The sequence below is a fragment of the Pseudomonas sp. AL10 genome (genome assembly GCF_029960685.1).
GTDB classification, from domain to species: domain Bacteria; phylum Pseudomonadota; class Gammaproteobacteria; order Pseudomonadales; family Pseudomonadaceae; genus Aquipseudomonas; species Aquipseudomonas lactis.
Window position 1 is genome coordinate 38,927 of record NZ_JASBQZ010000010.1, and the last position, 22,990, is coordinate 61,916.

Annotated in this window: 23 protein-coding genes and 1 pseudogene; 10 read left to right on the forward strand and 14 right to left on the reverse strand. The window is 59.5% G+C overall.

All coding sequences use genetic code 11. The features are described from left to right. Positions 1-238: 238 nt before the first annotated feature. The 3 genes from QK296_RS12800 to QK296_RS12810 form a co-directional block, all read right to left on the reverse strand. Positions 239-721 carry a VOC family protein gene (locus tag QK296_RS12800; RefSeq protein ID WP_003191632.1) on the reverse strand — a complete coding sequence of 161 codons (483 nt, stop codon included), beginning with the start codon at positions 719-721 and terminating at the stop codon, positions 239-241. A 65-nt stretch (positions 722-786) separates the two neighbouring features. Continuing rightward, positions 787-1,506, reverse strand: coding sequence for an SDR family oxidoreductase (locus tag QK296_RS12805; RefSeq protein ID WP_003191630.1), 720 nt, complete (start codon positions 1,504-1,506; stop codon positions 787-789). 64 nt (positions 1,507-1,570) lie between these two features. After that, entirely contained in the window at positions 1,571-2,755 is a 1,185-nt protein-coding gene (locus tag QK296_RS12810; protein ID WP_034135712.1) for an MFS transporter, read from the reverse strand. Positions 2,756-2,849: 94 nt separating this feature from the next. Here QK296_RS12810 and QK296_RS12815 point away from each other — a divergent pair, with 94 nt between their 5' ends. Beyond that, positions 2,850-3,743: a LysR family transcriptional regulator gene (locus QK296_RS12815; protein WP_282391005.1), complete on the forward strand. Its 894-nt coding sequence runs from the start codon at positions 2,850-2,852 to the stop codon at positions 3,741-3,743. Positions 3,744-3,824: 81 nt separating this feature from the next. Here the strand turns inward: QK296_RS12815 and QK296_RS12820 are convergent, their stop codons facing one another. Continuing rightward, positions 3,825-4,766 (reverse strand): LysR family transcriptional regulator, encoded by a 942-nt coding sequence (locus QK296_RS12820; RefSeq protein WP_032897049.1) that lies wholly within the window; start codon positions 4,764-4,766, stop codon positions 3,825-3,827. 109 nt (positions 4,767-4,875) lie between these two features. On the opposite strand from QK296_RS12820, the gene QK296_RS12825 reads away from it, so the two are divergent. The 6 genes from QK296_RS12825 (at position 4,876) to QK296_RS12850 (ending at position 10,850) form a co-directional block, all read left to right on the forward strand. Next, positions 4,876-5,928 (forward strand): Gfo/Idh/MocA family oxidoreductase, encoded by a 1,053-nt coding sequence (locus tag QK296_RS12825; protein WP_282391006.1) that lies wholly within the window; start codon positions 4,876-4,878, stop codon positions 5,926-5,928. A 97-nt stretch (positions 5,929-6,025) separates the two neighbouring features. Beyond that, positions 6,026-7,420 (forward strand): MFS transporter, encoded by a 1,395-nt coding sequence (locus QK296_RS12830; RefSeq protein ID WP_094774715.1) that lies wholly within the window; start codon positions 6,026-6,028, stop codon positions 7,418-7,420. A 19-nt stretch (positions 7,421-7,439) separates the two neighbouring features. After that, the gene (aroQ, locus tag QK296_RS12835; RefSeq protein WP_282391007.1) at positions 7,440-7,889 is read left to right on the forward strand and encodes a type II 3-dehydroquinate dehydratase; all 450 of its coding nucleotides are present in this window, start codon (positions 7,440-7,442) and stop codon (positions 7,887-7,889) included. A 206-nt stretch (positions 7,890-8,095) separates the two neighbouring features. Next, complete coding sequence (locus QK296_RS12840) at positions 8,096-8,581, forward strand: hypothetical protein (protein ID WP_094774672.1); 486 nt, start codon at positions 8,096-8,098, stop codon at positions 8,579-8,581. Between the two features lie 279 nt (positions 8,582-8,860). Continuing rightward, positions 8,861-10,075 carry an aldose 1-epimerase family protein gene (locus QK296_RS12845; protein WP_282391008.1) on the forward strand — a complete coding sequence of 405 codons (1,215 nt, stop codon included), beginning with the start codon at positions 8,861-8,863 and terminating at the stop codon, positions 10,073-10,075. Between the two features lie 259 nt (positions 10,076-10,334). Then, on the forward strand, positions 10,335-10,850 hold the full coding sequence (locus QK296_RS12850; RefSeq protein WP_003191617.1) for a GNAT family N-acetyltransferase: 516 nt from the start codon (positions 10,335-10,337) through the stop codon (positions 10,848-10,850). Between the two features lie 555 nt (positions 10,851-11,405). Here the strand turns inward: QK296_RS12850 and QK296_RS12855 are convergent. Then, positions 11,406-12,023, reverse strand: a complete 618-nt coding sequence (locus QK296_RS12855) for a LysE family translocator (protein WP_003191616.1) — start codon at positions 12,021-12,023, stop codon at positions 11,406-11,408. A gap of 76 nt (positions 12,024-12,099) precedes the next feature. Beyond that, positions 12,100-12,348: a transposase gene (locus QK296_RS12860; protein ID WP_003191615.1), complete on the reverse strand. Its 249-nt coding sequence runs from the start codon at positions 12,346-12,348 to the stop codon at positions 12,100-12,102. A 66-nt stretch (positions 12,349-12,414) separates the two neighbouring features. Between QK296_RS12860 and QK296_RS12865 the strand changes: the two genes are divergently transcribed. After that, positions 12,415-12,936, forward strand: a complete 522-nt coding sequence (locus QK296_RS12865) for a DUF2867 domain-containing protein (RefSeq protein ID WP_003191614.1) — start codon at positions 12,415-12,417, stop codon at positions 12,934-12,936. Between the two features lie 79 nt (positions 12,937-13,015). Here QK296_RS12865 and QK296_RS12870 read toward each other — a convergent pair whose 3' ends face one another. Beyond that, positions 13,016-13,372, reverse strand: coding sequence for a VOC family protein (locus QK296_RS12870; protein ID WP_003191611.1), 357 nt, complete (start codon positions 13,370-13,372; stop codon positions 13,016-13,018). A gap of 184 nt (positions 13,373-13,556) precedes the next feature. Between QK296_RS12870 and QK296_RS12875 the strand changes: the two genes are divergently transcribed. Both QK296_RS12875 and QK296_RS12880 read left to right on the forward strand, forming a co-directional pair. Continuing rightward, positions 13,557-14,330, forward strand: a complete 774-nt coding sequence (locus QK296_RS12875) for an SDR family oxidoreductase (protein ID WP_003191609.1) — start codon at positions 13,557-13,559, stop codon at positions 14,328-14,330. Between the two features lie 69 nt (positions 14,331-14,399). After that, positions 14,400-15,305, forward strand: a complete 906-nt coding sequence (locus QK296_RS12880) for a LysR family transcriptional regulator (RefSeq protein ID WP_169855889.1) — start codon at positions 14,400-14,402, stop codon at positions 15,303-15,305. Between the two features lie 57 nt (positions 15,306-15,362). On the opposite strand, the gene QK296_RS12885 is transcribed toward QK296_RS12880, so the two are convergent. The 7 genes and pseudogenes from QK296_RS12885 to QK296_RS12915 form a co-directional block, all read right to left on the reverse strand. Beyond that, positions 15,363-16,850, reverse strand: coding sequence for a methyl-accepting chemotaxis protein (locus tag QK296_RS12885; protein ID WP_003191607.1), 1,488 nt, complete (start codon positions 16,848-16,850; stop codon positions 15,363-15,365). A 184-nt stretch (positions 16,851-17,034) separates the two neighbouring features. After that, a pseudogene (locus tag QK296_RS12890) lies at positions 17,035-18,648 on the reverse strand (TonB-dependent siderophore receptor); the annotation flags it as partial. Between the two features lie 180 nt (positions 18,649-18,828). Further along, positions 18,829-19,590 (reverse strand): PIG-L family deacetylase, encoded by a 762-nt coding sequence (locus tag QK296_RS12895; protein ID WP_034135723.1) that lies wholly within the window; start codon positions 19,588-19,590, stop codon positions 18,829-18,831. Between the two features lie 393 nt (positions 19,591-19,983). Beyond that, positions 19,984-20,643, reverse strand: coding sequence for a glycosyltransferase (locus tag QK296_RS12900; protein WP_034135724.1), 660 nt, complete (start codon positions 20,641-20,643; stop codon positions 19,984-19,986). After that, a complete protein-coding gene (locus QK296_RS12905; protein ID WP_034135725.1) occupies positions 20,640-21,239 on the reverse strand; it encodes an SAM-dependent methyltransferase in 600 nt (199 codons plus the stop codon). The genes QK296_RS12900 and QK296_RS12905 overlap by 4 nt, the downstream gene beginning before the upstream one ends. Beyond that, the gene (locus QK296_RS12910; RefSeq protein WP_003191600.1) at positions 21,236-21,994 is read right to left on the reverse strand and encodes a PIG-L family deacetylase; all 759 of its coding nucleotides are present in this window, start codon (positions 21,992-21,994) and stop codon (positions 21,236-21,238) included. Before QK296_RS12910 ends, QK296_RS12905 begins: the two co-directional genes overlap by 4 nt. Beyond that, on the reverse strand, positions 21,991-22,989 hold the full coding sequence (locus tag QK296_RS12915; RefSeq protein ID WP_034135726.1) for an acyl-CoA dehydrogenase family protein: 999 nt from the start codon (positions 22,987-22,989) through the stop codon (positions 21,991-21,993). Before QK296_RS12915 ends, QK296_RS12910 begins: the two co-directional genes overlap by 4 nt. Position 22,990: the final 1 nt, after the last annotated feature.

Consider the following 22,990-nt stretch of genomic DNA (forward strand, 5'->3'; position numbering starts at 1 on the left):
CCGGCATCCCTGCCGGTTTACCCCCCAAATCCCTGTCGAATTCCGGCCAGCGTGGTTTGACGGGGCGCTTAAGATCAAAAGCAGAGCAAGATCAAGAGCGGCTCGCTTCGCATCGTGGTTACGGTTGAGCATATACCTATGCCTTCATGTGGGAGCGCGCTTGCTCGCGAAAGCGGTGGGTCAGTTTTCACATGTGTGGCGGATACATCGCCTTCGCGAGCAAGCCCGCTCCCACAGTTCAGTTCCCGGCAATGGCGGCTTCGATGGTAGCGATGTCGATTTTGGACATGGTCATCATCGCTTCAAATGCACGCTTGGCGACGGCAGGATCTTTACTGGTAACTGCATTGACCAACACCCTCGGCGAGATCTGCCACGACAGCCCCCACCTGTCCTTGCACCAACCGCAAGCACTCGCCTGCCCACCGTTGTCGATGATGGCATGCCACAAGCGGTCGGTTTCCTCCTGGTCATCCGTGGAGACCTGAAAGGAAAACGCCTCACTGTGCTTGAACATGGGGCCGCCATTGAGGCCCACGCAGGGGATACCCAGCACGGTGAATTCCACGGTCAACTCATCGCCCTGCTTGCCGGCCGGGTAGTCGCCAGGCGCACGGTGTACGGCCTTTACTTCGCTGTTGGGGAAGGTGTTGGCGTAGAAGGTCGCTGCCTCCAGGGCATCGCCGTTGTACCAGAGGCAAATCGTATTCTTGTTGTTCATCGCAAGGCTCCTCGGGTTGAAAGGTGCATGAAGTCTAGACGATAGCCACAGACGTTCTTCCCCGTCTAAAACCGCTCATCCAGAATCGCCGGCAAGGTGATGTCCTTGACGAAGCTGGCCGAGGACAAGCTCAGCGTCATGCGCACCACCTGCACCACGTCATGTACAGGGATCAACTGACCTTCACCGCGTTGCGCCGCCACTGTGATCGGTGTGCTCAACGGGTCTTCGGTGTTCAGGTCACCGAGGTTCAGGCAGGTCACGCCCAGGCGCTGATGCCGATAACCTTCACGCAAGGCATCGGCAATCCCGCGCAGCGCAAACTTGGAGGCACCGAAGGCCACCTCTGGGCGACCACTTTGCGGCAGGCCGGAGGTGGAGCCGGTCAGGATGATCCGTGGGTTGGCGCTGCCGAGCAGCACCGGCAGCAGGCGTTTGATCAGCAACAGGGTAGAGGTGATATTGCACGTGACAATGGCTTCGAGTTGCTCATCACTGTCGGCCAAAAAGTTGTACGCCGGATCGAAGGCAAACTCTTCCCAGATACCCAGGTTGTAGATCAGGGTATCCAGCCCGCTCTCGACCACCGAAGCTTCAATGGTCTGAGCAGCTTTGGCGGGTTCGGCCAGGTTGGCTTCGATCCAATGCACCTGCACGTCAGCCTTGTGGTTGAGCTGGTCAGGACGGCTGCGGGATACACCGATCAGCGTATCCCCGGCTTCGCCCAACCCTTCGATCAGGGCTTTGCCCAGGCCTTTGCTGGCGCCAACTACCATGGTTTTCATTACGCGTCTCCTTGACTGGAGGGCGTAGTTATAAGGCAGTTGGGTGGGGCTTTCCAGCGTGTACTTACGCTTGCACCGCTTCCGGGCAAGTCCGCAAACCTGCACGCCGCGCACGCCAGCCCAAACCCAGCACCATCAGCAAACCCAGCCCAGCCATGATCGCGCCTGCCAGTGAAATGGCCGGATAGCCCAACCCGGCATTGATCACCGCACCCCCCAACGCCGCACCAATCGCATTCCCAAAATTGAACGCACCGATGTTCATCGCCGAAGCCAGGTTAGGCGCGTCCTTTGCTGCCTCCATCACCCGCATCTGCAACGGCGGCACCAGGGCAAAGCTGGCAGCGCCCCACAGCAGGATCGACAGCGCCGCAGGCAGCGGCCACTGCATAAGGACCGAGAAGGCCAACAGCACGGCAATCAACACCACCAGCGAGATGATCAGGGTGCGGTCCACCGAGCGGTCCGCAGACTTGCCACCCCACACATTGCCCAGGGTTAGCCCGACTCCGAACAGCACCAGCATCCCGGTGACGAAGTTGGTCGAAGCGTGGGTGACGTCGCGCAGAATCGGCGCGATGTAGGTGAATACCGTAAACATCGCACTCGAGCCCACCACGGTCAGCGCCAACGCGGCCAGCACCGGCCCGCGACCCAGCACACGGATTTCCGCCATCAGCCCGCCACCCTTGGGCGCGGGAGTATTGGGCAATGCCCACCACAGCGCCGCCATGACCACCGCGCCGAGCCCACTGATGCCCCAGAACGCGGTACGCCAACCGAAGTTCTCGCCAAACCAGGTCGCCAGGGGCACGCCGCCAATGGTTGCGAGGGTCAGCCCCATGAACATCGCCGCCACAGCGCCCGCGCGCTTCTCGGGCGCCACCAGGCTTGCGGCCACAATCGAGCCAATCCCAAAGAACGCTCCATGATTAAGCGACGTCACCAGCCTGGCGATCATCAGCGTCTGGTAGTTGCTGGCCAACGCTGACAGCAAATTACCCAGGGTAAAAATCGCCATCAGCCCGATCAGCAGATAACGGCGGGGCACCCTGGCCGTCGCCAGGGTCATGATCGGCGCGCCAATCAACACGCCCATGGCGTAGGCGCTCACCAACAGGCCCGCAGCGGGAATGGAGACATCAAGATCAGCGGCGATACCGGGCAACATGCCCATAGGGGCAAACTCTGTGACCCCGATGCCAAAGGCACCGACGGACAATGCTACAAGGGGGGGATTGATACGCATGGGTGACTCCTCATCTGTGAGTCAAATGCTACAATCCTGCCTTTTGCAGCAGTAGCCCTTGCTTGGGAACTACAGCTTTGCGCAGGAGGCACAAATGGACAGCGGCGGGCGGTCGGGAGAGATGGAAGTGTTCACCATGGTCGCCGAGCACGGCAGCCTGTCGGGTGCGGCCAGGGCTTTGGGGCTGACCCCCTCGGCCATCAGCCGCATCATCACCCGCACCGAACAGCGCATCGGCACCCGCCTGCTGCTGCGCACCACCCGCGCCATCACCTTCACCGCCGAAGGCGAAGCCTACCTGCGCGGCGCGCGGCGCATCCTCGCCGACATGGCCGAAGTCGAAGACGCCATCACCGACCAGGGCGCCCCACGCGGGCGCCTGCGCGTCAGCGCCGCACTGGCCCACGGCCGCATGACCATCGTCCCCCTGATCGCCGCCTTCAGCGCCCGCTATCCCGCCATCGTCGTCGACCTGATGCTCGGCGACGAAGTCGTGGACATCCTCGGCGGCCAGGCCGACGTCGCCATCCGCTTCGGCCCCCTCGCCGACAGCCCCCTGACTGCTCGCCTTATCGGCTCTACCGGGCAGGTTATCGTTGCTTCACCGGACTACCTGGCACGGCATGGCACCCCCGTGACGCCGCAGGATTTACTGCAGCACAACTGCCTGCGCTTTAACTTCCGTAGAGCGGCCCCGGATTGGCCGTTTCGGGTGGAGGGGCGGGAGTTTTCGCTGAAAGTGGCGGGGACGATTGAGGGAAATAGCGGCGAGGCATTGGCGCAGTTGGCGAAGCTGGGGGCGGGGGTGGCGAGAATTGGGGCGTTTAGTGTGGTGGAGGAGGTGAAACGGGGGGAGTTGGTGGTGTTGCTGGAGGAGTTTAATCCGGGGGATGTGGAGCCGATTCATGCGGTGTTTGTGGGGGGAGGGGCGATGCCGGCGCGGGTTAGGGCGTTTGTGGATTTTTTGGTTGAGAGGTGTGGGGGTTGAGGGGAGGGATTTTTGGGGAGGAGGGGGCTGACCGGCGGATTTCGGCCAATAACTGCCGGTCGTAGCGACACCCTCTGGGACTTAGCCATTTCGTAGCGCGTAAGGGCCAGAACTCAAGTGCGCACTCAGAAACTCCAGGCATACCCTGATCTTCATCGAGCCAGAAGCCCGAATCGTAGTGACTGCGGACACATTCGCCGGCTGGAAATGTTCAGGCAGGATGCGTATGAGCGTCCCACTCCTGATGCTCGGGGCCACATCCCAGGTTGATGCCATGATGATGCCGAAACCATCATGCGCCCACTCTCGAACGACATCACTGTGGTTGGACGCCATCGGCCCTGTGACTTTCACCGACTCAAGACCGTTTGGCCCCTCGAGCCGCCATACTCCAAAGCTTTGATCCCTCCCACGAAACAATAGACAATCGTGGCGTTGAAGCTCGCTCACAGAGTTTGGATTACCGCGCTCTTCCAGGTAACTCGGAGCAGCACAGAGAATCCTCTGGCTATCTGCGATTTTGTGAATAATCAGATTTTGCTCGTTAACTTCTCCAACTCGGATATCGATGTCGAACTGCTCCCCAATGAGATCAGTTCGACGGTCAACCAGCTCAAGCCACACCTCTAATTTTGGGTAGCGTTTACGAAGCAAGGCCAGAACTGGAGCGATGTGAAATCGCCCCATTCGCTGGCTTGTGCTGATACGCAGCGTGCCTCTGGGCTCGACCCGGTCACCAAGTGATGTCTCCAGCATCCCATTGACGTTGTCCATGATTGTCTGAGCCCAAACGAGCATCGTTTCGCCATCTTTGGTGATCGAAACCCGTCTGGTTGTCCGGTTAAAGAGCTTGCAGCTCAGCGTTTCTTCCAACGCCAAAACACGCTTGCTGACATGGGCGGGAGAAATTCCAAGCTCTGTCCCGGCCGCGCTAAAACTTCCACGTTTTGCGATGACTGAGAACAGAAGCAGATCCCTCAGGAAGGGATCATTATTTACTAATGGAGAATTCTGATTTTCCATATGGCTCAATTATAGCTTTGCGCGTTGATAGTAGCCTTGATCCTAGCAGATCGAATCACGACTTCAGTACGTCGAGATTTAAAACAATAACGCTCGCGAAGATCAAAGCATGTCCAAAATCAGAATTGCGGTAGCGGGTGCCGGCCTCATCGGTCGACGCCATATCGAACTCATCCAAGCGAGTTCTTCTTGCGAACTGTCAGCCGTTATCGATCCGTTCGAACTTGATGGCTCCTACCTAGACTCGCTGGGCGCCTCGCAGTATGAAAATCTTCTGGCTTGTTTCGCCGAGGACAAGCCTGACGGCGTAATTCTCGCCACTCCAAACGCCTTACATGTCGAACAGACTTTGCAATGCATTGAGGCTGGTGTTGCCGCGCTGATAGAGAAGCCGGTGGCGCACAGCGTTGAGGAGGGCAGGCGGTTACTCGCTGTTGCCGATGCAACTGACACCAAGCTGCTCGTAGGACATCATCGAGCGCATAGCCCAATTCTTGCCAAGGCGCGAGAGATCATCCGTGACGACATTCTTGGAGACATCGTTGCCGTGCAAGGCAGCGCTCTGTTTTACAAACCAGATGACTATTTCGACGCTGCCATCTGGCGACGCCAGGAAGGCGGTGGCCCTATCTTGATCAATATGATCCATGAGATCGGCAACCTGCGTTCGCTGTGCGGAGAAATTGTTGCTGTTCAAGCAATGCAGTCGAGTGTCGCACGTGGATTTCCTGTCGAAGATACCGTGTGTATCGGCCTGCGCTTTGAGAATGGAGCTCTCGGTTCCTTCTTGCTTTCCGATAGCACCGGATGTGCCCGCAGTTGGGAACAAACATCGCAAGAAAACGCGAGCTATCCGTCCTACGAGGATGAGGATTGCTACGTCATCAGTGGGAAGAACGGCTCACTGTCAGTGCCCACAATGCGCCTCAAATACTACGTGAAGGCCGAAGACAGATCATGGTGGAAGCCCTTCCAAACGGGCCACTGCGCTGTCGACCGCACAGATCCCCTTGAGATCCAGCTTGAGCACTTTTGCAACGTCATACGAGGCACGGAAACGCCTTTGGTCTCCGTGCGCGACGGACTGCGGAATCTGATCATCACTGAGGCTATTTCACAGGCCGCAAAAAGCGGCTCGATCATAGAAGTCGACCGTATTTGAGCCCGGCATGGCTTCCAGTCATGCCCTGTTTTGCGTGTACCAGGGGCGGTTTTTGCTGCCCGGCCAGGCCTATAAAAACAATATCTGGAGTAGTCAGATGAACACAGCAACAGCGACAGAGCAGCACCGTTCCAAGCAAGCCAAGAAAGCCACCGCGAGTGGTTGGATCGGCTCCGCGTTGGAGTATTACGACTTTTTCATCTATGCCCAAGCGGCAGCACTGATATTTCCACAACTCTTCTTCCCATCAACCGATCCAAAGATTGCCATCGTGGCGGCTATGGCGACTTACGGGGTTGGGTACATTGCTCGCCCTATCGGCGCGTTCTTCTTGGGGCACTGGGGTGATACTCGAGGACGCAAGAACGTACTGCTGCTATGCATGTTCCTGATGGGATTCGCCACCATGGCGGTAGGCCTGCTGCCGACCTACCACCAGATTGGTATATGGGCACCTATCCTGCTAGTAGTTCTGCGACTGGTGCAGGGGTTTGCTGTAGCGGGAGAGATCTCGGGAGCCAGCTCAATGATTCTGGAGCATGCACCCCAAGGACGAAGAGGATACTTCGGCAGCTACACACTTCAAGGGGTACAGGCAGGTCAGGTACTCGCAGCAGCCATTTTCCTGCCTCTGGCCTATTTCATGTCCGATGAAGCCTTCAATAGCTGGGGCTGGCGTATTCCCTTTCTTTTGAGCGCTGTGGTGCTGATCGCTGGCTTTATCATTCGCCGGGAAGTTGAGGAACCGCCAGTATTCGTAGAGCAAACAAAGAAAGATGAGAAGTCTGAATCGCCGGTTATCGGAGCTTTCAAACACAGCTGGAGAGGCATGCTGGTGGTCGTTGGGGTTTCGTTGATGAATGTTATTCCAGTCATTACGACCGTGTTTGGAGCGGCCTATGCGGTGCAACCTGCCTATGGCATCGGTTTCGATAAAAGCGTGTACCTGTGGATCCCGGTCGTTGGCAACATCGTGGCGGTGCTGTGCATCCCTTTCGTGGGCAATCTTTCTGACAAGGTTGGGCGCCGGCCTCTGATCATCGCAAGCGCCTTTGGTTGCGGGCTGATGTCCTTTGCTTATTTATACGCAATCAGCATTCACAGCCTCCCGCTTGCTTTCGGCGCCTCACTGCTGATGTGGGGAATGATCTACCAGGGCTACAACGCGGTGTTCCCATCCTTTTTCCCAGAGCAATTTGAAACACGTTACCGCGTGTCGGGGATGGCAATTTCGCAAAACAGCGGACTGTTCATCACCGCAATGTTACCTGCTCTGTTTGCCCTGATCGCAGGCCCTGGGACTGAAAACATACCCTTGATTGTCGGTGGGATCGCCTGTGTGTGCACGTTGCTAGCTGGTATCGCGGCCTGGTGCGCGCCCGAGACCTCTCGAATTCCTACAGCCGACCTCGGTAACCGCGATGCCCAATCCACAGAAGCCGACGAATATCATAAAGCACGTCTGGCAGCCATGAGTACCGTAAAGAATTGAAGCGACTGGCGAGGATTAAATGATGAAAACCATCCTGGTTTTGAACGGCCCCAACCTGAACATGTTGGGATTGAGAGAGCCCGAGGTGTATGGGTCGGAAACATTGGCCGACGTTGAGCAGACGTGTCGTGAGTACGGCGAAGGACTTGGGCTTGTAATTGAGTTTCAGCAAACCAATCACGAAGGGCAAATGATTGAATGGATTCACCACGCCCGTAGAAGGATAGCGGGGATTGTGATCAATCCAGGAGCATGGACCCATACATCGGCAGCGATCCACGATGCGTTGATTGCAGCCGAGGTACCGGTGATTGAGGTTCACATCTCAAATGTCCACAGGCGTGAAGATTTCAGGCACTTTTCCTACGTGTCACGCGTTGCCAAAGGCGTGCTCGCAGGGTTCGGCACTGATGGGTATCGAATGGCGATACAGCACTATGCAAGCAGCCTGGAACAATCAAACGCCTAACCGAGACGTTTGCTGGCACTGCCTAGAGCCAGAAATTGTGGATTACCACGCTTCGGGTCGATTTCCGCCGTTCACGATCGGCAGTTTTCGACCCATTGCTGCCGGTCACACCCCATGGATGTCGGACAAATAGCCCAAACGCCTGCGCATTCTCAGGCTGATATTTGAGAGGGTAAACTGAGCACCTTTCCATCTGTGGTACCGATATGGACATCAATCTACTGACCGAATCCATGCTTGGTCACTGGCGTGCTCCCTCGGGTGTCTGGCAATGCGAATTCCAGTTCGGCAGCCGATTGATTTACGTCCAGCACCACAATGACGAGCCACCTTACGCCAGGCTCGCCGCTGCGCAACGCGCGGTCAAGGCTACGTGGGATGATTTGCCCCAGGCATTGAGGTTTGCCGAACAGCACTGTAAAGCACAGATGCCCGAACTGATGCGGTTGTACGAAACCCACATGCCGTGGGAATCTCCGTTGTTCGTGTACTCGATCCACTTCGATCTCGACAAACCTTACCCTAGCTATACCATTTCCAAGAACCCTGACTTCGATTGGGATCGCATCCTGATCGACGAAGATGAACTGTGCCAGGATCAAAGTGTTTGCATGGAGCAATATGAGCCAAAGGATGACTTTTGGGTTTACGTCAGGCGCGTGGGGTTTCAGCAATTCGAGCTTGGGGATTAGCTTGGCAATCAACTATGTATAGGGACTCTGGAGAGCGTCCGCTTCTGGCCGATTGCAGCCAATGAGTCAACGCAAGGTTGTAACCGGCACGGATGGACCAAAGCTCATACACCGCCCACTCGCGTTTTCGTTCCAGCCTGCCCGCAAGCGCATCGCCTTGACCTCCTGATCTGTTCCACCTGCTTCATGGCCTTTCCACACACGGTCTCGTCTTTTAAGCTTGCTGAAACGTTTCATCGAGTTTATAAATCGCAAACAACTCCAATAAAGGCCACCGCCATGACCCCGCTAAAACTCCTCGTTGCCCTCAGCGCATTCTCTGCCGCCTCCCACGCCCTGGCCTGGGACTACGTGCTGCTCGATACCGACAAAGCCGCCCAGAACTGGCAGGTCACCAGCCAGCAGCTCGGCATCCAAACCGACAAACCCTTCAGCGTCACTCTGCGCACCCTGCACGGTGGTCGGCAGGAGGGTGTGAGCATCGTCGATATCGATAACGGCACGATGAAGCTCTCGGTAGTGCCGACACGTGGCATGAACGTGTTGCAGGCGTCGGTTGGCGATGTGCGCATGGGCTGGGATTCGCCGGTCAAGGAAGTGGTGAATCCGTCCTTTATCGAACTCAATGGCCGTGGTGGTCTGGGTTGGTTGGAAGGTTTCAATGAGCTGGTTACTCGCTGCGGCTATGAATGGGTCGGGCATCCTGGTATCGACAACGGCGAACTGCTGACCTTGCACGGTCGGGCCGCCAATATTCCTGCGAATAAAGTCACCCTGCATATCGATGAAAGACCGCCGTACGCGATCACCCTGCGTGGCGAGTTGAAAGAGCAGGCGTTCAAGAAGGTCGATTTCTCCGTTGCGACCGAATTGGTCACCGAACCTGGCAGTGTGGTGTTCGCCCTCAACGACACGCTCACCAACAATGGTGATTATCCGAAGGAATACCAGGCGCTGTATCACAGTAACTTCAGCACGCCGTTCCTGGAGCAGGGCGCGCGTTTCGTTGCGCCGGTGAAGCAGGTGTCGCCGTTCAACGACAAGGCCAAGGGCGAACTGGCAGACTGGCAAACCTATCGTGCCCCGACCAAGGACTATGACGAAACGGTCTACAACGTGGTGCCGTATGCCGATGCCAAGGGCGATACCTTGACGGTGTTGCATAACAAGGCCGGCAGCCTGGGGGTTTCGGTGGGTTTCAATACGCAGACACTGCCGGTGTTTTCCCTGTGGAAGAACACTGATACCCAAGGGCAGGGCTATGTCACGGGGCTGGAGCCGGGGACGAGTTTTTCGTACAACCGTCGTTATCAGCGGCCATTGAACCTGGTGCCTACGATCGGGGCGAAGGAACATAAGCAGTTCCGTATCAGCTACAGCTTGTTGGCGGATAAGGCGGCTGTTGATAAGGCTTTGAAGCAGGTCAGCGAGATTCAGGGTGGGCGGGAGACTGAGGTGCGCCAGACGCCTTTGGTGGATTTGACCAAGGGCTGATGTTGGCTGGAGCTTTCACGCGGAGCTCGGCGTTCTTCATCGAAGCCGGAATCGCCTTGCAGCTGTAGGAGCGAGCTTGCTCGCGAAAAACCCACAGGCGCCGCGTTCACTTAGCAAGCCCGCGTTATCGTTGAAGTTCTTCGCGAGCAAGCTCGCTCCTACATTGGGGTTGGTATTGATATCGGGCCATGTTCAGCGCAGGGCTTTCTGTCATCGACGGGCATGCATACTGAAATAACCGTATTTCAGGAGCATCTCCATGATTCGCAGGGCCTTACCCGCCGACGCAAAAGCCATTGCTCAGGTGCATATCAGCAGTTGGCAGGATGCCTACCGTGACCTGATGCCTGCCCAGTTCTTGAGCGGGTTGCAAGCAACGCTGGCTAGGCGCGAAGCCTATTGGGCTCGCTCGATTGCCTCGGGTGAATCGACTGTATGGGTTGCCGAGGTGGGCCAGCAGATTGTCGGCTGGATATCCGTTGGCGCCAGCCGTGACGAAGACGCCGTGCAGGCAAAGGCTGGTGAGGTCATGGCTATTTACGTGCTCGCTGGGCATTGGCAAACCGGCGTCGGGCTGGCCTTGTGGAAAGCCGGCTTGCAGGATCTATTGGCGCAAGGCTATGAGCGTTTAACGCTGTGGGTCTTGGCCGGTAATGAACGGGCTATTCGATTTTATCGCCGGGCGGGGTGTGTGGAGGAGGCCGGGACTGAGCGCGATCTTGAGAGGGGCGGTGTGGCGCTGGTGGAGGTGAGGTATGGTTTGCCGTTGAGATAGTGTCGGTATCTACACAACTTTGCAGACCATAGCAGCCGACGGTAACCACGATGCGAAGCGAGTCGCTCTTGATCTGCTTTTGATCTTGACCTCAGGCGCCCCGTTAAACCACGCTGGCCGAACGCAGGCTTGAATTCGTGGGTAACCCGGCAGGACGCCGGGTTAGCCGCCCCGCGCCATGGATGGCGCGTGGCGGCGGCCCACGGATTCAAGCCTGCGTTCGGGCACACCGAGCCTAAGCGAGGTGCCGAGTGGTGGGGCAAGAGCGCTTTGCTTACTTTTGTCTGGGCCGGCATTCCGGCTTTTCGAAAGTGAGCCGCTGTCAGAGCGGAACCCTAAGCGGCCGTTACCGCAGCAACGGATATGTACACAATCCAACTGTGTTGACTGCAAGGCCGCCTTCGCGAGCAAGCCCGCTCCCACAGTTTGGATCCCGGGGCGTCAGATGGATAGGCGTCGGCTGGGAGGCCGTCATCGCAGGCAAGCCAGCTCCCACATTTGGATCGCGGGGCACAGCTCGATCGGCGTCGGCTGCCAGGTGCACTCCTACCTCACTCATGCCCTGCGCGCAGTCAACAACACTGCCGCCGCCGCTGACAACAAACCCGCGCAGCAGCGATTGAACAGGCGCTTGCCCTTGGGCTCGGCAAACCAGCGGCGCATATGCAGGCCCATATAGGCATAGGCGCTGATGGCGACCCATTCCAAAGCCAGGAACATCGCGCCCAGCAGGGCAAATTGCGCGGTGATGGGTTGGCCGGGCACCACGAATTGCGGGAGGAAGGCGGTGAAGATCAGGATCGCCTTGGGGTTGCCCGCGGCCACCAGAAATTCCTGCCGCGCCAAGGCCCACAGGCCTACCTTGCTCGTCGCGGTTTCTACCTGCTGCGGGTCTGCGCGCCATAGCTGATATGCCAAGTAAAACAGATACGCCGCGCCGAGAATCTTGATCCCGTAGAACAACAACTCCGAGGTTTGCAGTACCACCGCCAAGCCAGCGGACGCGAGGGCGATCATGCCGGCGAAGGCCAGCAGACGGCCGAGACCGGCGAGACAGGAGGTGCGGTAGCCATAGCGGGTAGCGTTGCTCACGGATAGCAGGTTATTGGGGCCGGGGGCCATGTTCAGGGCGAAGCAGGCGGGGAGGAAGAGGGCGAGGGTGGCGAGGTCCATGGCGGCTCCGGGTTGGCAGGTCGGGGAGTCTTGAGGATAAACGCATGAAGCGCGGTTTAACACTCCGTAGCTGGGCTTATGGCCCCGCGAGCGCTTCAGGTGCCGCGCCAAACAACCGATCGGCAATTTGCCTGCCCCGTTCCAAGCCTTCCTGCGTCAACCAAATGGATTTGTTTTTGTTCACCGGATTACTGATAAAACCTTGCTCGTGGAGTCGGTTCATTATTTGAAAGTCGTGGCCTTTCCATGAGTTGCCGTTATCAAAGCTGAAGGTGGTCAGCAGGGCAAGTACGGCTTCCTCAATCAGTTTTTCGTCGTATTCCATAATGGGTACTCCGTTTGGATTACACAGACCCTGTCGAGCTTAGCGCAGCATCTCGCTTGAAGCGTTATGATGCAAATCCCTGTTTTGGTCATGGACGGAAAAACCTTGGCGACTAACTCTGTCAGTCACACGTTGGGTGCACCGTCTGAACTCGATTATTACGATTGCAGGTCGGTGCCATTGCCGACTGAGATCAGCGCGCTGGAAGCCTGGAACATCATGACCGCTGAACCGGGGCCGCTGTTGCGATTGGCCTTTCGGATCAGGGATGGGATTTCTTCAAGATTTGGCGTAAAGCGCATCGGCGGGTTCTCCGGCAATCGGCGCGTGACGGTGCAAGCGGGTGAGCGGCTGGATTTTTTCCTGGTAGAGGACTGCGCGCCGGATAGGCTGGTGCTGACTGAGCGTGACCGGCACCTGGATGTGATGATTTGCCTTTCAATTGCTGATCGTGTGCTGACGATCACTTCATCGGTGATCACCCACAACACCTTCGGGCGCCTTTACATGCTGCCGGTGGGGCCGGCGCACAAACTGATCGTCAATCGGTACATGGCCCGCTTGCAGCGCAAGCTGCAACAGCTTTGAAACCCAGAACAGGCTCACACAACGCAACCTGTTCTCGGTTGGAGATGTCGAGCTTCAGCGATACAGCGAAAGCGCTGGATCACGGCGCAACGCTCCACACCGCCAGTTCATACCCATCCGGGTCGGTAAAGTGGAATCTGCGGCCTCCTGGAAACGCAAACGTCTGGCGTGTAATCACCGCACCCAGTTGTTGAAGCCGCTGCTGCACACTGTCCAAGTCATCGGCATACAAGATAACCAAGGGCCCGCCCGGCCGCACAGTCTCACCGGTGGTGAAACCACCCGTGAGCCGGCCATCGCTGAACTCGCTGTAGGTGGGGCCGTAGTCGACGAATGTCCAGCCGAATGCAGCGCCGTAGAAGGCTTTGCTGCGGGCAATGTCGCTTACGTTGAATTCGATATTGTCGATCTGTCGGTCTCTGCCACGAGTACTCATGGGGGCTTCCTTGGCCGGTGTGCAAGGCCGGAGTGTAGCGTACCTCACATCCTTTTCATTCACCGATAGGGCCTTTGTGATTAGGCAGTATCTCTGAACACTGCATCCAGCCAAGGTGTGCTTATCTTTGTCGAGGGCCGCTCTAGAATGGCGGCGTACTTCTCCCAATTAAAGGAATGTTGTCATGCCTAATCATTCAATCAACGGCAAGGTTGCACTGATCGCGGGCGGTGCGAAGAACCTCGGCGGGTTGATCGCCCGCGATCTGGCCAAGCATGGCGCCAAGGCTGTGGTCGTGCACTACAACAGCGCTTCCAGCCAGGCTGAGGCGAACGCAACCGTCGCCGCAATCGAGGCGCTAGGCGCGAAGGCTGTGGCATTGCAGGCGGACTTGACCACGGCGGGGGCGATGGAAAAACTCTTCAATGATGCCGTCTCGGCAGTCGGCAGGCCGGACATCGCGATCAATACCGTGGGCAAGGTGCTGAAAAAGCCAATGGCTGAAATCACGGAGGCGGAGTACGACGAGATGATGGCCGTCAATTCCAAGACTGCGTTCTTTTTTATCAAGGAAGCCGGCAAGCACCTCAATGACAATGGCAAGATCTGCACTATTGTCACTTCACTGCTGGGCGCTTTCACGCCCTTTTACGCTGCATATGCCGGCAGCAAGGCGCCGGTAGAGCAATTTACGCGAGCGGCGGCGAAGGAGTTGGGCGTTCGGGGTATTTCGGTCACGGCAGTAGGGCCGGGGCCTATGGATACGCCGTTCTTCTACCCGGCCGAGGGTGAGGATGCGGTCAGTTACCACAAGACGGCTGCCGCGCTGTCGCCGTTCTCGCGCACGGGCCTCACAGATATTGAGGATGTGGTCCCGTTCATCCGTAACCTGGTCAGTGACGGGTGGTGGGTGACGGGCCAGACAATTTTGATCAATGGCGGCTACACCACCAAGTAAACGGTTAACGCGCTGGCGCAGACGTGGTGAGCGCCGATCGATCCGTGCCCCCCCGAGCATTGAGAGCCCATGGATAGAATCGAACAGTACCGCGTCTTCGTTCAGGTCGCAGAGCTTGGCAGTTTTATACAAGCGGCACGGCTGATGAGGCTGCCACGCGCGAGCGTGTCGGCCGCCATTCAACAGCTGGAGGCCAATGCCGGCACTCGACTGCTGCACCGGACAACCCGCAAGGTCTCCCTGACCGCCGATGGCACCCAGTTACTGCTGAAGGCGCGCCAGGTCTTGCTGGACATCGATGATATCGACCAACTGTTTAACAGCCATCAGGAACAGGTCATGGGCCGTCTGGAAGTGGACGTGCCCAGCCGCATAGCGCGGCGCTTGGTGATGCCTGCGTTGGCCGAGTTTCTCCGCCTCTACCCTGGGCTCCAACTCGGCCTGGGCTCCACCGATCGCGCCATTGATCTGGTACAGGAAGGCGTTGACTGTGTCATTCGTTTTGGCACCCCGCAGAACAGCAGCCTGGTGGTGAAGCCGTTGGGCAAGGTGTTGCTGGTCAATTGCGCGAGCCCCGCCTACTTGACGGAATTCGGGGTGCCCATACAGCCTTGCGATCTGCAAAACCGACATGTCTGTATCGGCTACAGCACGAGCGCAGGCGGCCAGGAAACGGCCTGGGAATATTGCGTCGATGGCATTGCGCAGGCTGTCATGATGCCGAGCCGTGTGGTGGTCAATAATGCCGAAAGCTATATCGCAGGATGCTGTGCAGGGCTTGGCTTGATTCAGGTGCCGTTGTTCGATGTTCAGCACTTATTGGACAGCGGCGAATTGGTGGAGGTGATGGCGGCCTATCGGCCGGCCCCCATGTGCGTTTCAGCCCTGTACCCGACTCGCCGCCAACGCTCTCGTCGCCTTGGCGCGTTCATCGATTGGTTTGCCGCTTTGATGGCTCCGCATCTGGAACCTTGATGCACTCCAGCGGTATACCCACCTATTCTCTTTGACTCGCCATGTGCCGGGTAGGGCTCAAGGATGAAACCTGCGCCCCAACGCATCCAGCCGCACCGCGATCGGTGGCAGGCGTTCGCTGCTGCGCGCGAGTGTCTCGACGTCGTCGGCGGTGTTCTGGGCGATGCTTTGCACCGATTGCAGGCGCTCGACTATCTCCAGGTTGGCCGAGGTCTGCTCGCGGGTGGTGGTGACAATGTGGCCGTTGAGTTGGTCTATGTGCGCGATGTCCTCGCCCACCGCCCGTAGCATGTCCACGGCCTCTTGGCTGTCTGCCACGCAGCGCTCTACGCCTTCGCGGCTGGCGTGCATGGCTTCGACGGCTTGGCGGCTGCCGTGTTGCAGGCCCTCGATGATGCTCTTGATTTCCTGAGTGGACAGGGCGGTGCGTTGGGCCAGGCTGCGCACTTCATCGGCCACCACGGCAAAGCCACGGCCTTGCTCGCCGGCGCGGGCGGCTTCGATGGCGGCGTTGAGGGCCAGCAGGTTGGTCTGGTTGGCGATGCTGCTGATCACTTCCAGCACCGAGCCGATTTGTTCGGCCTGCACCGCCAGGGATTCTACGGTCGACTCCGTGCCGTTGATGCGCGAAGCCAGTTGGCTGATTTCATGCTGGGCGCGGCCGACGCTTTCCTGGCCGCGCACAATCTGCTGGCTGGCCTGGCCCGCGTGTTCCACTGCCTGTTCGACCTGCACCGTAATGTGGCCCATGGCGTCTTCCATGCGCTGCATTGAGCCGGTCATCTCGCCGATCTGTGCCAACTGATGCCGTGCGCCTTTTTCCAGGGTGCCGCTGGCGCTGGCCAGTTCCTGGCCGAGCTGGCCCAGGCCATGGGAGTCGCGGGCGACGCCGTCGATCAGGTGGGTGAGTTGCTGCAGGAAGTGATCGAACCGCTTGGCGAGGGACACGTGGGCCTTGCCTTCACCTTGGGCGGTTTCCACGGTGAACTGCGAGGTGACGGCAAGCATCTTCTCCAGCATTTCCTGGCTCTCCACCGCTTCGGCCTGGCTATGGACGGCGAGGTAGAGCAGGGCGACGGTCTCCATCACCACATAGAAGGCATGGACGAAAACCATCGTCCAGCCGCCGTGATGCTCCATCACAAACACCGGGAAGCCCTGATGCTGCAAGGCATGGAACACCACGTGATGCACCGCGATGGTCAGCGCTGCCACCAGAATCGGCAGCCAGTCACGGTAAAAGGTCAGCACCGCCAACAGCGCGAAAATGCCGAAGTGGGATTCGATCACCCCGTGCGCCTGGTTGATGTGCAACGCCGCCATCACCATCAAACCGGCGCCCAATGCACAGCGCATCACGCGGGTGCCGCCGATGACGCGGTACAGCGCCGTGAGCACCACGCCGGTGCCGCCACCGACGATCACGGCCTGCATGAGGGTGTCGTGCCAGAACGCCAGGCCGAGGGAGAACAGCAGCATCAACCAGATCAGTGCCAGCATGATGCGGTCGGCCTTGCGATAGTGCTCTAGAAAACGGACGGGCATTCACTCTTACTCCATGAGAGGGGGGCGTCGAGGTCAAGCAAGCACGCGGTGTGCCACCCAGGCGCGCCGCTGTGGAGTGAAGCAGATGTTCACGATTATTGCCGGTTACCCACGCGTTATCGGCATGCGGGCACGGGACTTTAAGAACGGCTGCCCGAGCGGGCAGCCGAGGTAGCGATGAGGCTCAGAAGCTGTACTTGGCGGTCAGCATCATGTTGCGGGGGCTGCCATAGGAGTCGCCGCCATAAGTCACTGAGTCGGAGATGGACTGGTAGTAGTGGCGATCGAAGATGTTGTTGGCGTTGAGCTGCAGGTCCAGGTGTTGATTGACCCGATAGCCTGCCATCAAGTCGGTGACGGCGTAGCCGCCTTGCTTGAGCCGATAGTAGCTGCCATCGGCCAGCTTGATGTCGTTGTACATGCGGCTCTGCCAGGAAATATTGCCGCCGACCCGGAGTTTTTCCAATGGGCCCTGGAAGTTATAGCGGGTGGTCACTTTGAACAGGTGTTCCGGCGTGTCGGTGTCAAATTGCTTGTTGACCTTCTGCGGATTGGCGTCGTCCTTGATGGTGTGGGTGCGCGCATAGGTATAGCCGCCGCCGACCTGCCAGTTTTCGGTCAAGGCACCTTGCAGTTCGAAGTCGATACCCTGGCTGCGGATTTCACCCGAGGCCACAGAGCAAGACGCCTGCGGGCAGTTGGGCACCACCACCGGCACGGCGCGGTTTTCCTGGTCGACGCGGAACAGCGCCACGCTGGCATTCAGCGCGCCACCGAAGTATTCGCCTTTGACGCCAACCTCATAATTTTTACCGACGATGGGCTTGAGTGGGGTGCCGGCTGTGCTCTTTTCTTTTTGCGGCGTGAAGATGTCGCTGTAGCTCACGTATACCGAATGCTGGTCGTCCAGGTCGTAGATCAAGCCGGCGTAGCGGGTGAGGTTGCGGGTGACCTTGTAGTCGCCGGCGGCATCACGGTTGTCGTAGTCGTACCAGTCCAGGCGAGCGCCGAGGATCAGCTTCAGCGGGTCAGCCAGGCTCAGGCGGCTGGTCAGGTAGAAACCGTCCTGGGTGGTGACTTCGCGAACGTTGTTGGTGCGGGTGAAGTTCGGTTTGCCGGCATTGATCGGCCAGTTGAGGTCGTACGGGCTGTAGTTGTGGGTGGTCATGTCGTAGATGCGCTTGCTGGCGCCCACCACCAGTTCATGGGTACGGCCGAACGCCTCGAATGGGCCGCTGGCAAAGGCGTCGAGCCCGGCCTGGTTTTCATCGTAGCTGGCCTGGTACACCGTGCGGGCCAGGGTGCTTTTGGTCCAGCGCGATTGGTAGGAACCGGAGAACAAGGCGTTCTGTTCGGCATAGTTGGCGTTGACCTGCAGGCTCCAGTCGTTGGCCAGGCGCTGGCGCAGCTCAGCGAACAGGGTGTTGATTTCCTGGTCCTTGTTCTCCCAATCGGTGCCTGGGTTATAGGAGCGCGACAGGTCCAGGTGGCGGCCATCCAGGCCGACCATCGAAGCGCCCCAGAAGTAGTTGGTCTTGTCCTTCTGGTTCGAGTAACCGAGGGTCAGGGTGGTGTCTTCGCTCAGGTCGGCTTCGGTGACGGCATAGAAAAGGCCATGATCCTGCTCGGCCTTGTCGATAAAACTGTTGGCATCGCGGTAAGAGGTGACGACACGGCCACGCCAGGTGCCACGGAGGTTGCTAGAGCGATAGTGATTGCCATCAGACTGGGTGTAAAAACGTTGCCGCCGCGTTGTTGCACAGACATGAAAGTAGGGCTCCCCAAGTGCCGTCCGTGGCGAATAGTAAATCTGTTGATAATTATTCGCATCAGTTTGGCAGATTGAGTCTGTCGGTAAAAGCCCCAACGCTGTAGGAGCGAGCTCGCTCGCGAAAGACTCACAGGCGCCGCGTTTATTCAGGAAGCCCACTTATCGTTGAGGTTTTTCGCGAGCAAGCTCGCTCCTACAGGGTTGCTTTCAGGTGAACAGGATTTCGTAGGGCTCGCGCATGCGTTCCAGCAATATTTGCGCGAGCATCGGTGGTAAGCCGATCTGCGGGTCGCCCACCAATTGGCTGGCGTAGGCATGGGCGGCGTGCAGTTTGCGCGCGACGGTCCAGGTGTCCAGGCGGACCTTGCGCGCACGTTGCCAGGGCATTACCGCGCTTTCCCGTGCGGGCCAGTGCCAGGCCCAGACCGGCAGTTCATACAGTTGCGCACCCACCAAACTACATGCCTTGGCACTCGCGCGGCCGACGGCATCGTGGTCGTCATTGCCGTCGTTGCGCCAGGTGGTAAACACCACGTCGCCGGGTTGCAGGTAGCGCGCGATGAACTGGCTCATCGGCTGTTCACGGGCGGCCAGGGCGTCATCACAAAACCCGCCACGAATCCATTTCAGGCTGTGCAAGGGCATGCCCAATCGGCGCAGGGCTTCGGCGCTTTCCTGGGGGCGCACCACGCTCAAGCGGCTGGCCGGCCATACCTGAGAGCCGGGATGGCTGGCGCTGCCGTCGGTGATGGAGATCAGTTGCAGGGGATGCTCCTGGGTGCTGAGCAGTTGCAGCAAACCGCCGCACGCCAGCACTTCATCGCCCGGGTGCGGGGCGATCACCACCACGCGAGCGCCGCGCGGTACCAGGGTGTTCAGGGAGATGATGGGGATTTGCGCCAACTGCGGCGCACTGTTCCAGATTTGCGCGGGGCCGCGGCGGCCTTCGCTTAAGGAGGCAGGCTTCATGGGTGTCACATCCTTGTCGGTTGATACCGGGTCGTACCCCGTTGACGGGACGACGCTCTTGTCTTCACCCCAGGCTCCGCTGGGGTGAGTGCTGTGCGAGGCGTTAGGAGCATAGACAGGCATGGGTGTCCGCACAACTTTGGATGCGATGCCGCATAACCGTCGACGATTAGCCTGCCGCCCCACGATCCAACTATGGGAGCGGGCTTGCTCGCGAAAGCGGTCGGTCAGTCACCATCAATGTTGGCTGGGCCGACATCTTCGCAGGCAAGCCAGCTCCCACATAGGTCATGGGTTGCCCAAAAAATTAGCGCCTGGCACACAACCCTGTGGGAGCTGGCTTGCCTGCGATGACGGCGCTCCAGCCCCCTGCTGTTAAACGCTTTTTCGTTTTCACCCAGCCTGCATCAAGCTCTTCAAATAGTCCCCAAACCCACCCTCAGCCCGGCAATCCAGGCGCGCACTGGTCACCACTTGCGGTGCATGGCTCCAGGCGATGGAGGCGCCGCAACGCTCCAGATCACGCACCAGCTGTACATCTTCGTGGCATTCCAGCGGTTCAAACCCTCCGGCCTCTACATAGGCGCGGGCACTCACGCCCAGGTTGGCACCGTGGATATGCCGATGCCCGTCGCGGGCCTGGTAGGCCTGGTGATAGCGGATCTGCGCAGCCGGGTCGAAGCCTTCGCTCCAGGCGTCTACGGTGACTGTGCCGCACACCGCGTCACAGTCTTGGGCCAGTTGGGCCACCAGCCAGTCAGGGGCGACGCGGCTGTCGGCGTCGGTACAGGAAATCCACCGCGCGCCTTGCTCCAGCAAGTACCGCGCACCCACGCCACGGGCATGCCCCACATTGCGGGCCTGCACGTGCAGGCAGTGCACTTGGTGGGCCTGAGCTATCGCCGCGCTGGCATCGCTGCAGCTGTCGAGCACCACCAGGATGTGTACCGCTTCACCCAGCAAGCCCGGGTGGTCGGCGGCGATCCGCGCAGCCCTCAGGCAATCATCCAACCAGGCTTCTTCGTTATGTGCCGGGATCAGAATACCGATCATCGTAAGCCCTCGTGACGAGCGACTGAGGTGCCGTCGAGGCTCCACAGGTCGAGTAGGAAATCCGCGTCCTGATACTGCACCAACGGTGCTACACCCAGACGCTGTTGGAGCACGGCGTGCGCCTGTTCGGCGGTTTGCGGGCAACCGTCAATGGGTGGTCGCCAATGGCAGGCCAGCAGTTGACCGTCAGCGGTCAAGGCGGCGAGGGCGTAATCGATCAGACGTTTCAAATCATCTGCATCCAGGTAGTAACAAAGCTCACTCAATACGATCAGTTCGAACTGCCCGCTGGGCCATTGCTCCGGCAGGCGGCGCTGCTCCACGCGGGCATGAGCAAAACGCTCCAGCCGCGCCTGTGCCAGTCGCACCGCAGCGCTGGCGGTGTCGCAGCACAGCAGGCGGTCGCAACGTGGCGCCAGCTCGGCACTCAGTTCGCCATTGGCACAGCCCGGCTCGAATATCGACGCATAGCGCGGCCGCGTCAGCATGGCCAAGGTCAGGGCGCGCTTGCGTTGTTCATACCAGCGCTGGCGAAAAGCCCAAGGGTCGTCATTGCCGGCAAACAATTGGTCGAAGTAGGGGGTTGCCACACTCATACGAATACCATTTCAAAAGGTTGCAGCAAGCGTTCCACCACATAGGGCGCCAGCACCGGAGGCAGGCCGATTTGCGGGTCGCCCTCCAACTGGCTGGCAAAGGCATGGATCGCATGGCGTTTGCGTGCCACTTGCTCGGCGGTCAGCGGGATCTTGCGCGCCCGATGCCAGGGCACCTTGTGGTCTTCGGCAGTGGCCCAGTGCCAGGTCCATACCGGCAGTTCACACAACGCTGCGCCGACGGCCTTGGCTGCGTTGGCGCTGGCGCGGCCCACGGCTTCATGGTCGCAATGCCCATCCTCGCACCACGTGGCAAACACCACGTCGTTGGGCTTGAGGTGGCGCTGGATAAACTCGCACAGCTGGGTTTCGCGCTCGGCCACATGGCTGTCGGCGAACCCGCCGCGCAGCCATTTCAAACTGTGCAGCGGCAAGCCAAGGCGGTGCAGGGCCTGGGCTGATTCCTGCGGGCGCACCACGCTCAGGCGCTCCACCGGCCAGCGCCTGGAGCCAGGGTGGCTGGCGCTGCCATCGGTGACGGAGATCAACTGGATGGGGCGATCCAGCGCCGCCAACCCTTGCAGCAAGCCGCCGCTGCCCAGCACTTCATCATCCGGGTGCGGGGCGACGATTACCGCTCGATGCCCTGGCGGCACCAACTGCGCCACGCTGATGTGTGGCAACTCGGCCAGCCGTTCAGAGTTTTGCCAGTGGCTCAACGGCGTGCCCTGGCCAACAATCGGGTTGGGCTTCATAGCACCCATCTCCCTGAGGGCTCACCAGCGACGTGTTCGCCCAAAGCGGCCAAGTCGCGTTCGGCATGGCTTTGCCGCACATACACCGGCAAATCCGCCATCAACTGGGCAAAGTGCGGATCCTTGCAATACGGCCCGGCGCCGACTGCACGGCCCACATGGTGGATCACTTGCTCGACCGTCTCCTCGATACACGCGCGCGTCTGTTGCGCCAGCTGCCGCGCATCGGCACGTGGCTGGCGGTCGATCTGCGCGGCGCTGGCGCGTAACACGCAGGCGGCGCTGTTCAGGGCACTGTCGACCGCGCCGAGGTGGGCCAGTGCATGGGGCTCCGCACGCGTGGCACATTGGGCGCGCAGCACTTCACCCAGGCGTTGCGCCGCGCCGTACCAGCACGCGGCGATGCCGATGCCGCCGTGCCAGAAGCCCGGGCGGGACAGATAGTCGCCCGGGCCACCCACGGCAATCCCCCTGGCGGCACTGAACAGGATGTCGACACTACCGGTCGCCGCCATGCCCACCGCCTTCCACCCTTCATCTGTCACCGTGATGCCGGGCTGATCCATCGCCACCGCCACCAGTTGCTGGCGGTCCTCTTCGTCCCAGGCCGTCAGCAAGCCATGGCTGACCACCGCCGCACCGGAACACCAGGCTTTGCGCCCCTCGACCAGCAATCGCTGGCCGTCGTGGCGCACGCGCACCTTGGCGGCCGGCGGCTCGGCCGCCCACATGCCCCAGGTGCTGCCCAGCGGCGGCAAGGGGCTGTCGAGTTCGGCAATGATCGCCAGCGCATCGGTATGGCCTTCGAACAACTTGCACAGGCGCAGGTCATGCCCGGCCACCTGAGCCAATTGGCTCAAGCGGGCCAGGGTATCGCCGCTGCCCGGCAACGGCAGTTGGTCAAGGCCTTCCTCTTGAAGGGCCCTCAGCGCATTGCCCAGGGCTTGCGTGTCGGCATAGCCCCGGTAGCCCTGAAGGAAACCGTGCAACGCCATT